Annotated in this window: 4 protein-coding genes and 1 pseudogene; 2 read left to right on the forward strand and 3 right to left on the reverse strand. The window is 64.6% G+C overall.

What is annotated here, in order from left to right:
• Positions 1 to 272: 272 nt before the first annotated feature.
• The gene (locus tag ACMV8A_RS13885) at positions 273 to 3,152 is read right to left on the reverse strand and encodes a PD-(D/E)XK nuclease family protein (protein WP_495326473.1); all 2,880 of its coding nucleotides are present in this window, start codon (positions 3,150 to 3,152) and stop codon (positions 273 to 275) included.
• 81 nt (positions 3,153 to 3,233) lie between these two features.
• Here ACMV8A_RS13885 and ACMV8A_RS13890 point away from each other — a divergent pair, with 81 nt between their 5' ends.
• Together ACMV8A_RS13890 and ACMV8A_RS13895 are read left to right on the forward strand one after the other, a co-directional pair.
• Positions 3,234 to 4,157 (forward strand): substrate-binding domain-containing protein, encoded by a 924-nt coding sequence (locus ACMV8A_RS13890; RefSeq protein WP_495326474.1) that lies wholly within the window; start codon positions 3,234 to 3,236, stop codon positions 4,155 to 4,157.
• 1,043 nt (positions 4,158 to 5,200) lie between these two features.
• A pseudogene (locus tag ACMV8A_RS13895) lies at positions 5,201 to 7,390 on the forward strand (bifunctional diguanylate cyclase/phosphodiesterase); the annotation flags it as partial.
• Between the two features lie 83 nt (positions 7,391 to 7,473).
• Here ACMV8A_RS13895 and ACMV8A_RS13900 read toward each other — a convergent pair.
• Together ACMV8A_RS13900 and ACMV8A_RS13905 are read right to left on the reverse strand one after the other, a co-directional pair.
• Positions 7,474 to 11,064 carry an error-prone DNA polymerase gene (locus tag ACMV8A_RS13900; RefSeq protein ID WP_495326475.1) on the reverse strand — a complete coding sequence of 1,197 codons (3,591 nt, stop codon included), beginning with the start codon at positions 11,062 to 11,064 and terminating at the stop codon, positions 7,474 to 7,476.
• 240 nt (positions 11,065 to 11,304) lie between these two features.
• Positions 11,305 to 12,360, reverse strand: coding sequence for an integron integrase (locus ACMV8A_RS13905; RefSeq protein WP_495326477.1), 1,056 nt, complete (start codon positions 12,358 to 12,360; stop codon positions 11,305 to 11,307).
• Between the last annotated feature and the right edge of the window lie 325 nt (positions 12,361 to 12,685).

The raw sequence follows: 12,685 nt of genomic DNA on the forward strand, positions 1-12,685 counted from the left end.
GGCGCTGCAAGTGATTGTTCAGGCGTCAGTTGCTGAAAAATATTCGTGCAACGCGCGCAAGGCAATGTGTGATTCTGTGAGCGGCATCGCGCTTGCCGGGGTGGGGTGCTCTGCTAGCATTACGCCCGTGCGTGGTGCAGGATGCAGTATGCATGGACCACAGGAGACCCTTCGCAAGGAAGTGAAGGCGGCAGGGAGCCACAAGTAGGGACACCCAGGGCGGCCGTAAGGCCGCCCTCATTTTTTTGTGCCGCAAAAACTGCCATGTGTCCTCACACCGATGGTGTGGCCACGTCCTCACACATGGCGCGCCGGCACACACCGGCCATGTCGCACCGCTGGCATGTCCGGCTGTCGCCCCAGGCGGGTAGCGGGCGGCCGGCGGTCATCTCAGTGTAGAGCGTGCGCAGGCGGTTGGCGTTGGCGTCGCGCAGCGCGGCCAGTGTCTCGCCGCTCAGGGTCGCCATGGCGGTGACTTTCTTGTCTTGCTGATCGAGCGCCACGTATTCCACCTGGGCCAGCGTCTCGTCGGTGAGCATGGCGTAGAAGGGTAGTTGCACCGCCTCACCCTGTTCCACGTCTTCCGTTTTCGGCACCGTGCCAGTCTTGTAATCGACGATGCCGCGTCCCTCAGGACCGTGGTCGAGACGATCGATGCGTCCCTTCAAGGCCAGCCCCGGCAGCCAGTCTTCGCGCCGCAGGGTGGCTTCCGCCTGTTCCACGCGCCAGCCCTGTTGTTCCCGCTCCAGTTCCCAATCGATATAGGCCGGGATGATCGCCTGCCAGCGCAACAGCCAGCCGCGGTGCAACAGGTTGCCGGCCACATCGTCGGCGAACACCTGTTCGGCGATGCGGCGCAGCAGCGCTTCCGCCTCGTCGCGGTTGGCGGCGGTGATGACGCGGCCGAAGGGGCCGGGCAGGCCGCGGATGCCGTGGTGAAAGGCCTGTAGCGTACGGTGCACACGCTCGCCGTAGTCGGCCTTTTCCAGCGCCTCGCGGATCGCCTCAGGTGCGGCCAGGCCAAGGCCGCGGGCGGCAAAGAACTGATAGGGGCAATCGATGAGCTGCTGATAGGCACTGGCGGATACGGTCTTGGGCAGCATGGCGGCGGGCAGTGCCGGTCGGGCCATGGTCACAGGGGGAGGCAGGGCGGTGGTATCGCAGCGGAACACCTCGCTGGCCGCGTCGTGCAGCCAGGCGGCCAGGACCGGGTCGGTCAGTTCGTCATCCCAGGCGAGACGGTGGAAGGCACGCAGAACCTCCACCCAGGGGCTGGGCAGGATGTCTTCGCCATCCTGCTGGCGGCGCAGGGTAAGCAGCACACGCGGCGCTGCCTCCAGCAGGCGGCGGAATAGGTGCAGGCGATCCTGACGCATTTCCTCGGTGGTGGGCAGCCCCAGCTCACGCCGCACCGCTTCATTGAAGAAGGGGGAGGGACTGGCGGCGCCGGGCAGGTATTCGCGCTCGGCGCCGGCGATGACGATGGCGTCGAAGCGGCCGAGGCGGCTTTGTTCCAGGCCCATCAGTTGCACCCGGCCGCCGCTCACCGGGGGGCGGAAGTTGTAGCGTTCCAGGGTGCGGCCGAGCCAGGCGCGGAACTCGCTCCAGGCCAGCGGTGGGGTGTCGTCCTCGATGGCCGCGGCCATGGCCTCCAGTTCCTGCAACAGACGCGCGCCGGCGGCATCCGCCGCAAAGCTGGCGGCCAGCCCGAGCCGGAGCAGGGTTTCGTGCAGGGCGCCGAACAGGCGGTCCGGACGTTGTGGACGCGCGGAGAGCAGGCGCAGCGGGTTGACGGCGTGGTCCAGGTGGTCGAGCAGGGCGGCAACGCGTTCCAGCTCCGGCGCCATCTCCGCCGGCAGCAGGCCCTGGCGCTCCCGCAGCTGGTGGCGGTAGCGCTCCAGGCCGCGGCCGATGTTGCCCTGCAATACCACGCCTTGCTCCAGGCGATAGACGTCGTTCAGGCGCGCCGCGCGCTCCTCGCCGGCGAAGACGAAGGGGGATTTGAGCAGGTCGAGCATGGCCTGGTAGGGAAAATCTTCCTCCACACATTGCAGCCAGCGCTCCAGGGTGGCGGCGGCGCTGGTGGTGGACAGGGCCCAGCCGGCGGCATCCTGCAAGGCTACGCCGGCTCGCTCCAGCAGGGCGCGCACGCGGCGGGCCAGGCGGCGGTTTTCGGTGACGATGGCCACGCTCTCGCAGCCCTCCAGCAGCCAGCGCCGCACCTGCAATTCCACGGCACGGGCCTCCTGTTCCGCGCCGTCGGCGGCGTACAACGCAAGACGCCCGCTCGCCGGCGAGACGGGATGCGCCACGGCAAAGGCGCGGGCGCGTTCGGCCAGGGGCACAGCCTGCGGATACAGCGCCTGTTCGAGCAGCGTGGCGTAGGGGGTCATATCCGTCGCATAGTCCCCGCCTTGCAGCGCGGTCCACAGCGGCGTGTCGGCGGCCAGAAACAGGTGTACCCGGCCCCGCTCCCGCAGGGTACGCAACCACTCGGTTTCGGCGCGGCTCAGGCGGCTGAAGCCGGCCAGGTAGAGTGGTCCGTCGCGCTTGTCGAGGCTGGCGCCGAGGCGCAGCAGGTGGGCGCTGGGGCGGTCGATGACATCGCGCGCCTCCATCTGGGCATGCCAGGCCTGCCACAGGGTGTGGACCACCTTCGCCTCCAGGGTGAGGGCGCCGAGGGCGCGGCTGTCCGGGCCGTAGCCGGCGATGAGGCGGCGGCGGAATTCCTCCAAGGTGGGCGGCAGACCGATGCGGTTCAGGGTCAGTTCGTCGAACAGGTCGAGCAGACTGTCGGCCAGGGACCACAGATTGCCGTGGCCGAACAGAGCGCGGTGTTCCCGCAAAGCCTCCACCAGCATCAGTTCGCGGCCGTGGTCGCTGATGACGGTGCGGGCCAGGGGCATGCCATCCAGCCACTCTGCCAGGGTGAGGATGCGTGGGCCGAGCAGGGCAGCGTGGCCGTGTGCGGCGGCGCCCTCCAGCAGCCGCCGGCGCAGGCGCGGCGCCGCCTCCGCATCGGGCAGCAGCACGGTCACTTCGCCAAGCAGGGGCAGGTGGCCGATGTGATCGGCGAGCAGATGCCCCGCCAATACCTCCAGGGTGTCGGCGGCGGGGGGCAGCGGGATGAGGGTGGCGGTCATGGCCGTCATGGTAACCCGTCGGCGCCGGAGGTTGTGATAACCTGTGCTGCCCAGTGTGGGTTTTGGCAATAAATGAAGCAGGGGCGAGCCATGACAAAAAGAATAAGCCGCGTGGTCGGCGTACTGCTGTTATGTGCGGCCGGCATGGTCCTGGCGGAATCGCGCCCGCTGACCATCGGGTTTGCCCAGGATACCCTGGCCAATGATTGGCGTATCGCCCAGGCGGAAGGGCTGAAGAGTGCCCTGAGTGCCTACCCGAACGTGAGTCTTACCGTGACTGATGGCCGCGGCGAGACCGCGCGGCAGATCCGCGACATCGAGGATCTGGTGCACCGCAAGGTGGATGTGCTCATCACCAGCCCGCGCGACGGCCGCGCCATGACGCCGGTATTGTCCGCTGCCTATCGTGCCGGCACCCCGGTGGTGCTGTTGACGCGGCGTATCGAATCGCAGGATTACACCAGCTTTATCGCGCCGGACGATGCCGCCATCGCCCGCAGTGCCGCCCGCTATATGGCAGCGCAGCTCAAGGGCAAGGGCAAGATACTCATGCTGCAGGGTGTGCCTACGGCGACCACCGCCATTGCCCGCACCGAGGCCTTTCTTGCCGAGCTGAAGAATCACCCCGGCGTTCAGGTCAGCGCCACCAAGGTGGGTAACTACCTGCGCGCCGACGCCATCCGCGCGGTGGAGGAGGCGATCCGGCAGGGTGTGGTCTTTGACGCCATCTACTCCCAGAGCGACAGCATGGCCGCCGGGGCGCGCATCGCCCTGCGCAAGGCCGGGATAGAGCCAGCCAAGCTGCTCATCGTCGGTATCGATTACATCGCCGAGGCGCGCGAGGCCATCCGCCGCGGCGAGCAGAGCGCCAGCTTTACCTATCCCACCTGCGCCGTCGAGGCGGCACAGGTGGCACTGGCCATCGGCCGCGGCGAAAAGGTGCCGAAGCACGTCGTAGTGGAATCCGTCATGGTAACGCGGGACAACGTCGAGCGGATTGAGCCGATCTTTTAGGAACCTTCATGGCCTACCTCTACGGCATCAAATTTCGCCTGCAGTTATTGCTGCTGTCCTCCATCGTTCTGGTACTGACGGTAGTTGGTATCGCGCTGTCGCATCTGATCGAGCAATTCCATCTCGACACCGCTCAGCAACAGTTTGCCAAGGTCTTTATGCTGGTGAACGAGGAACTGGCGCTGCGCGAGATGCATCTGCAGAACAACGCGCGCAGCCTGGTGCAGCGCGACGACCTGGTGGCGTCGGTGAGCATGATCCACCAGTACGCCGCGGTGGAGGATTACCAGCCGCTGATCTACGACGTGGAAAAGAAGCATCTGGCCGACATGTTGCGCAACCAGGCGCGCGCTGGCGATGTGGGGCAGCTTGCGGTGTATGACGGGCGTGGCACCCTGCTGGCCTTCTTCTCCGCGGCCGAGGCGCCGCTCAGTGGTTATGTGTCGTGGCAGGACGGTCTGCCGGTGGTTTACCTGCGCAGCGAGTCCGGTGACGGCTCCTGGCAGCGCGGCGAGCTGCCGCAGACGCTGGAGCTGGAGCGGGATGGCGACGACATGCCGCCGACCATGGCATATCGGCGCTGTCTGCGCGGCTTTGTGCAGGAAACGGTAGTGCCGGTACTGCGCGCCTATCCGGACGGCAGCGTGTTGACCGTGGGTGTGCTAACAGCCACCAACTTCATCCTGCAGGATTTCGCGGAAGCGATGCAGCAGAAGAGCGGTGTGGGGGTCGCCATTCTGTTCGATGACGGCTCTCGCCTGGGCGGATTGAATACGGTACTGGTCAAGCAGCTTGGTGTCGTCGCACCGCTGCGTGAGGCCGTCGACGGGGAAGTGGCGCTGACGCTTGAGCATGCCGATTACTACCTCGCAGCCCGTTTGCTGCCGCTGGAGCGTCAGGCCAAGGCGTATGTGGTTGCCGGTGTGGAAAAGGCTGTGGTGCAGGGCGAGATCCGCCGTACGCAAACGGTATTGCTGGTGGTGTTGCTGCTGTCGGCGCTGGTCATTGTTCCGGTTGGCGCCTGGGCAGCCAACCGCACTATTTCCCGTCCGGTCGATCACCTGGTGGAGGGGGCAGAGGCCATCGAGCGCGGCGACTATGCCCGCCGCGTCGAAGTGGTCAGCCGTGATGAACTGGGGCGGCTCGGCAACGCCTTCAACGGCATGGCTGGGGCAGTGCAGATCCGCGAGCAGGCGCTGCGCGACAGCGAGCGCCTGTACCGCCTGCTGGTGGACAACCTGCCGCAGCGCGTTTTCTTCAAGAATACCGAACTGGTCTACGTGTCCTGTAACCGTCAATACGCAAATGATCTGGGGATCACACAGGACGGTATCGCAGGCAAGACCGATTTCGATTTTCACCCGCGTGAACTGGCCGAAGGTTATCGCAGTATCGATCGCCAGGTAATTGCGAGCGGCGATATCGATGAGCGCGAAGAACCCTATTTTAAGGACGGACAGACACGTTACATCCACACGGTAAAATCGCCGCTGCGCGATGAGCAAGGCCAGACCATAGGTATTCTCGGCATCTTCTGGGACGTGACCGAGCAGCGCGAGATAGATATGCAGCTGCGTCAGGCCGCGGCGGTGTTCGAGAGTACCGCCGAGGGCGTGATGATCATCGGCGTCGACGGCCGTATCGCCACGGTCAACAACGCCTTCGTGGCGATCACCGGCTATACGCGGGACGAGGTCAAGGGCAAGACCATAGCCCTGCTGCATGCGGATGCCGCGGACGAGGCCTTGTTCAAGAATGTCTGGCCGCAGGTACATCAGTCCGGTCAGTGGCAGGGCGAGGCCCGTGCGCGCCGCAAGAACGGCGAGGCGTTTCCGCAGTGGATCACCGTGAGCGCGGTACACGACGAACGCGGTGCCGTGACCCATTATGTGCTGGTATTCACCGACATCACCGTGCTCAAGCGTTCGCAGCAACAACTGGACCATCTGGCGCACCACGACCCGCTCACCGATCTGCCCAACCGTGTGCTGTTCAACATGCGTCTGACCCATGCCCTGTCCCATGCGCGGCGCAACGGCCACCGTGTCGGTGTGCTGTTCCTCGATCTGGATCGCTTCAAGGATGTCAACGATACCCTCGGTCATCCGGTGGGCGATGTCCTGTTGCAGCAGGTGTCGCAACGCTTCCAGCAGCGCGTACGTGAGACGGATACCATCGCCCGCACCGGCGGCGATGAATTCATCGTCATCGCCGAGGAGGTGGCCTCATCCGGCGATCTGGCACAGGTGGCGCAAAAACTGCTCGACGTATTCCAGGAGACCTTCCGTGTCGGCGGCGCCGACATCCACCTCGGCGCCAGCATCGGCATCAGCTTGTTCCCCGACGATGGCGACGACGCCGAAACCCTGGTCAAAAACGCCGATATCGCCATGTATCGGGCCAAGGAGCGGGGCCGCAACAACTATCAGTTCTATACGGCTGCTCTCACGGCCAACGCCGTGGAGCGGTTCCAGATGGAGGCGGCATTGCGGCAGGCGCTGGAACGTGATGAGCTGGTGCTGTATTACCAGCCCAAGGTCAGCCTGGCCGACGGCAAGCCGTATGCCACCGAGGCGCTACTGCGTTGGCGTCATCCGGATTTGGGTCTGGTGGCGCCAGATCGTTTCATCACCCTGGCGGAGGAAACCGGCCTGATTCAGCCCATCGGCGTGTGGGTGTTGCGCACGGCCTGCCAGCAGATGAAGCAATGGCTGGACATGGGGTTGCAACTGGAGCATGTGGCGGTCAATCTGTCCGGTATGCAAATCATGCGCGGCGGCATCGTCACCACAGTCTGGGAAGTGCTGCAGGAAACCGGCCTGGCGCCGCAATACCTCGAGCTGGAAATCACCGAAAGCGTGGTCATGGAGCATGCGGAGGAAACCATCCGTGTGCTGGACGAGTTGCGCGCCCTCGGCGTCACCCTGGCCATCGACGACTTTGGTACCGGCTATTCCTCGCTCAGTTATCTCAAGCGTTTTCCCATTGATACCCTCAAGGTCGATCGCTCTTTCGTGCGCGATATCCCCGATGACATCAACGATGCCGCGATCATTCGCGCCGTCATCGCCCTGGGCCGCAGCCTGCAACTGGACATCGTTGCGGAAGGTGTGGAAACCGCCGAGCAGCAGGCCTTTCTGTTGCAGGAGGGGTGCGCCACTGCACAGGGGTATCTGTTCAGCAAGCCGGTGCCTGCCCACTGGATCACCGAGAGCCTACAGAAGAAGGGCTAAGTAAACTCTGAATAAGTTCAGGGCTTCCGAATTCGGGACACCTCTATGTGGGATGGGACGAGCGCCGTGTGGCGCGGCGTGTCTCAATGGAAGTCGCGTGACTCCGTCGGCAACTCTCCGAGCCAGGCGCTGCGATCGATGAGGCGCCCGGTAACGAGGTGTATCACGCCGCTTTCCTTTTGCAGCCGGCCGCGCACCTCCAGCAGGCGCCCCTGCAACACTTCGCGCCGATAGCGTTCCACGCGATCCTTCCACACAATGATGTTGGCCACGCCGGTCTCATCCTCCAGGGTGAGAAACACCGTGCCGCCGGCACCGGGGTGCTGGCGTGTGGTCACCAGGCCGGTGAGACGTACATGGCGGCCGTCATCGAGCACGCCGAGCTGCTGGGCCGTTACGTTGCCGCCGCGGCGCAGGCGTTCGCGCAGCAGGGCCAGGGGGTGGCGGCCGAGAGTGAGGCCCGTGCTGGCGTAATCGGCGATCAGATCCTCCGCCTCGCTGGGGGCGCGCAATCGTGGCTGCGCTTCGGCGAACTCCAGTTGTTCAAACAGCGGTAACGACGGTTCGCTGCCCAGTGCCTGCCAGCGTGCCTGGCGCCGGTGCCCGGCGAGGGTGGCGAGCGCGCCGGCGGCGGCCAGGGCGTCCACATCGCGCCGCTCCAGTCGGGCACGCTGCACCAGATCGGGCACGGAACTGAAGCGGCGCTGGTTACGCGCCGCGACGAGGCGCGCGGCAGCGTCGGCGGAAAGCCCCTTCACCATGCGCAGGCCGAGGCGCAGGGTAAGCCCCCCCTCCCGGCCTCCCCCCCAGTCGTGGGGGAGGGGCTTGGCCCCCTCCCCGCCAGGCGGGGAGGGGCGGGGTGGGGGACTTCGACGGGCACCATTCCCATCTCCGCCATGATCGGAGAGAGACACGGCCCCCTCCCTGCCTCCCCCCCAGTCGTGGGGGAGGGGCTTGGCCCCCTCCCCGCCAGGCGGGGAGGGCAGGGGTGGGGGGCTTCGACGGGCACCATCCCCATCTCCGCCATGATCGGAGAGGAAAACAGCCCCCTCCCGGCCTTCCTCATTATCGTGGGGGATGGGGTTGTCACTCCCTCCCCCTGCAAGGGGGAGGGACGGGGAGGGGGAGGGCGGTTCCAGCGAGCAGTCCCACGCGCTATGCAGCACATCCACCGGTTGCACCTCGACACCATGGCGGCGCACGTCCTGTACGATCTGTGACGGCGCATAAAACCCCATCGGCTGGCTGTTGAGCAGGGCGCAGGCAAAGGCCGCCGGTTCGTGGCACTTGAGCCAGGCGGAGACGTAGGCGAGCAGGGCGAAGCTCGCGCTGTGCGACTCGGGGAAGCCGTATTCGCCGAAACCGAGGATCTGCTGGTAGATGCGCTCGGCGAATTCATCGCTGTAACCGCGTTCATGCATGCCTTGCTTTAGCTTGCGCTCGAACGGCTCCAAGCCGCCCTTGCGCTTCCACGCCGCCATGGCGCGGCGCAGGCCGTCGGCCTCGCCGGCGGTAAAGCCCGCCGCCACCATCGCCAGCTTGATCACCTGCTCCTGAAAGATCGGCACGCCCAGCGTGCGTTCCAGCACGCCGCGCACCTCTGCATTGGGATAACTCACCGGCTCCAGCCCCTGGCGCCGGCGCAGATAGGGATGCACCATGTCGCCCTGAATGGGGCCGGGCCGGACGATGGCCACCTCGATCACCAGGTCGTAGAAACAGGCCGGCTTCAGCCGTGGCAGCATGCTCATCTGCGCGCGTGACTCGATCTGGAACACGCCGAGGGTATCGGCCTGCTGAATCATCGCGTAGGTGGCCGGGTCTTCAGCGGGAATGTCGGCCAGCGTGAGGCAGCGGCCGCGGTGTTGTGCCAACAGGTCGAGGCAGCGGCGCAGCGCCGACAGCATGCCCAGCGCCAGCACATCCACCTTGAGCAGGCCCAGGGCCTCCAGATCGTCCTTGTCCCACTGGATCACCGTGCGGTTTTCCATGGCAGCGTTCTCGATGGGCACTAACTGCGCCAGCGGTCCACGGCTGATGACGAAGCCGCCCACATGCTGCGACAGGTGGCGCGGAAAGCCGCGCAGCTCGTTGGCCAGATGCAGTACCTGCTGCACCAGTGCGCTGTCCGGGTCCAACCCCGCCTCGCGCACCCGTTCAGGCGGGATGCCGCGATCCCACCAGGCCAGCACTGCGGTCAGCCGGTCGATCTGATCCAGCGACAGCCCCAATGCCTTGCCCACGTCGCGCAGCGCGCTGCGGCGGCGATAGGTGATCACCGTCGCCGCCAGGGCGGCGCGCTCGCGGCCGTAGCGCTGGTAGATGTACTGGATAACTTCCTCGCGCCGTTCGTGTTCGAAGTCCACGTCGATGTCTGGCGGTTCGTCGCGTTCCTTGGAGATGAAGCGCTCGAACAGCATCTCCGCGCGCGATGGATCGACGGCGGTGATGCCCAGGCAATAACACACCGCAGAATTGGCCGCCGAGCCGCGTCCCTGGCACAGAATGCCGCGGCTGCGCGCAAAGCGCACGATGTCGTGCACGGTCAGAAAGAAGGGTTCGTAGTGCATGGCGGAAATGATCTCCAGCTCATGCTCCACCAGGCCGATCACCTTCTGCGGCACGTCGTTCGGCCAACGGCCGTGCATGCCCGCATAGGTGAGGCGGCGCAGATAGGCCGCCGCCGACTCGCCCGGCGGCACGTCATCCTCGGGATACTCGTAACGCAACTCATCAAGGGAGAAGGTGCAGCGCGCGGCGATGCGCAGCGTCTCCGCCAGCCACTCGGGCCGGTACAGCCGCGCCAGATCATCCAGCGGACGCAAATACCGCTCGCCGTTGGGATACAGGGCGAAACCCGCCGCGGCCAGCGTGGTGCCGAGGCGGATCGCCGTCAGCGTGTCCTGCACCGGCCGGCGCGCGCGGTCGTGCATGTGCACGTCGCCCGCCGCCACCAGCGGCAGGCCGCTCGCTTGCGACAAATGCTCCAGCTGTTCCAGGTGCTCGCGGTCCTGTGCGCCACGGTGCAACTCCACGGCGATCCAGGCGCGTTCGGGAAAGGTGTGCGCCAGCCACTGCGCCGTAATCAGCGCCCCCTCCCGGCCTCCCCCACGGTCGTGGGGGAGGGGACATTCCCGCTCCTCAGGAGGGGGCGGATCACAAAGAGAACATTCTCTCTCCCTGTCAGGGGGAGGATCACAATGAGAACATTCCCTCCCCCTGCCAGGGGGAGGATCACAAAGAGAACATTCCCTCCCCCTGGCAGGGGGAGGGTTAGGGAGGGGGCTGGCATACTCCGGCACCCACAACACCAGGCACCCGGGCATACCATCCGTCAGATCGTCCCGACTCAGCGCATATTCCCCCTTGGCACTGCGCCGCCGCGCCGTGGTGATCAGTTGGGATAGATGACCATATCCCTCCCGGTTCATCGCCAGCAGCACCAGCTTCATGCCGTCACCAAAACGCAGCTCGCTGCCGATGATCAGCTTCAGCCCCTGCGCCTTGGCCACCACATGCGCCCGCACCACGCCGGCCAGCGAACATTCGTCGGTGATCGCCAGCGCCGCATAGCCCAGCTCGACGGCACGCGCCACCAACTCCTCCGCATGCGAGGCGCCGCGCAGAAAGGTGAAATTGCTCAGACAGTGGAGTTCGGCGTAGGAATGCGACATAAGAAAATGGAAATTGTAGGAGTCCGCTCTGCGGGCGAATGGCATCGGCAGTACCCCGCCCCTTATTCTCCTCCCCCACGACAGTGGGGGAGGTCGGGAGGGGGCAATCGGAGCCCATGCGCAGGAGCCCTCTCCGAGGGCGAATTATCTTGTAGGAGCCGAGTCTTCTCGGCGAACAGCGCTGGGGCAAGCGTCTATTCACCGACGGAATGTTCGCCCACGGAGTGGGCTCCTACGCCCCTACATGAACATCAATCCTCCTCCCGCAGGAGCCCGCTCCTCCGGGCGAGCACCGCCGATCCCGCTTCCCACCCCCAACGAGTCCAGCGGGCTGAACACCCCCTGGCCACCCTTGCCCAAAACATGGGTGTAGATCATCGTGGTCTTCACATCGTTGTGGCCGAGTAGTTCCTGGATGGTGCGGATGTCATGACCGGCAGCAAGAAGATGAGTGGCAAACGAATGGCGAAAACTGTGACAGGAAACCTGCTTGTTCAAACCCGAGTCACGCACGGCCTGTTTCACCGCACGCTGAATGACCGAGTCATCGACATGATGACGCTTGGTACGGTCAGAGTACGGATCGCGGCTGGTCTGAGAAGAGGGGAACAGATACCACCAGCCAAGTTCACGCGCGGCATTGGGGTATTTCCGTTCCAGCGCGAACGGCAGCGATGTTTCACCCAGCCCATCGGCCAGATCGGCGGCGTGAACGCGCTTCACCTCTTCAATCTGTTGCCTGATGGCAGAGATCAGGCTGTCCGGCAGGGGAACGGAGCGGTCCTTCTGTCCCTTGCCGTCACGCACCCGGATTTGGTGAAAGCCAAACTCGATATCCATTATCCGCAAGCGCAGACACTCCATTACGCGCATGCCGGTACCGTACATCAACGCCGCCATCAACCACTCGCGCCCCGCTAGGCGCTGCAGGATGGCCGCCACCTCATCCCGCGTCATCACGGTCGGTAAACGCACCGGCCGCTTGGCCCGCACCACGCCCTGAATCATCCCCACCTCCCGTTCCAGCACTTGCTTGTAAAGAAACAACAGCGCATTCAAGGCCTGATTCTGCGTGGAGGCCGAGACCCGCCGCTCCACGGCCAGATGGGAAAGAAAGGCGGCAATCTCGGTCTCCCCCATCTCTTGCGGGTGCCGCTTGTCATGAAAGTAAATGAAACGGCGCGCCCAGTGCAGATAGGCCTTTTCCGTCTGGTAACTGTAATGACGGGTACGAATCGCATCCCGCAGTCGGTCAAGCAGGCGCCCCTTGGGCGGTTCCTTCGCTGGCTGTTCCATGCCATAAACTCCTGTGGTGGTTAAAATACGATAGATGTATAAATATACATATGCAATGGAGGTTTGCAACATATCAGCCGGCACATGCTGTCGGGGCGTGTGTAACTATTTGTTGTTACGCGAAAAATGGTTGGAGTGATGTCGCGGGTATGTTGTGTTATCGCGCAGGGCAGGGGGCATATTTTGTTATCCCGGCAAATCGCGGTATATTCGCCCTACCCGCATTCCTTCGGATGGAGCCAACCACCTGTTCACAAAGGTGATTTTATGAAATGGAGTAATTCAGTCAGGCAATTATCTGTCAATACGTCGTTTAATCATCGTT

This window comes from Sulfurivermis sp. (genome assembly GCF_059410345.1).

Coding starts and splice junctions, on each gene's coding strand:
- ACMV8A_RS13885 (WP_495326473.1), bottom strand. CDS start 3,152: ATGACGGCCATGACCGCCACCCTCATCCCGCTGCCCCCCGCCGCCGAC.
- ACMV8A_RS13890 (WP_495326474.1), top strand. CDS start 3,234: ATGACAAAAAGAATAAGCCGCGTGGTCGGCGTACTGCTGTTATGTGCG.
- ACMV8A_RS13900 (WP_495326475.1), bottom strand. CDS start 11,064: ATGTCGCATTCCTACGCCGAACTCCACTGTCTGAGCAATTTCACCTTT.
- ACMV8A_RS13905 (WP_495326477.1), bottom strand. CDS start 12,360: ATGGAACAGCCAGCGAAGGAACCGCCCAAGGGGCGCCTGCTTGACCGA.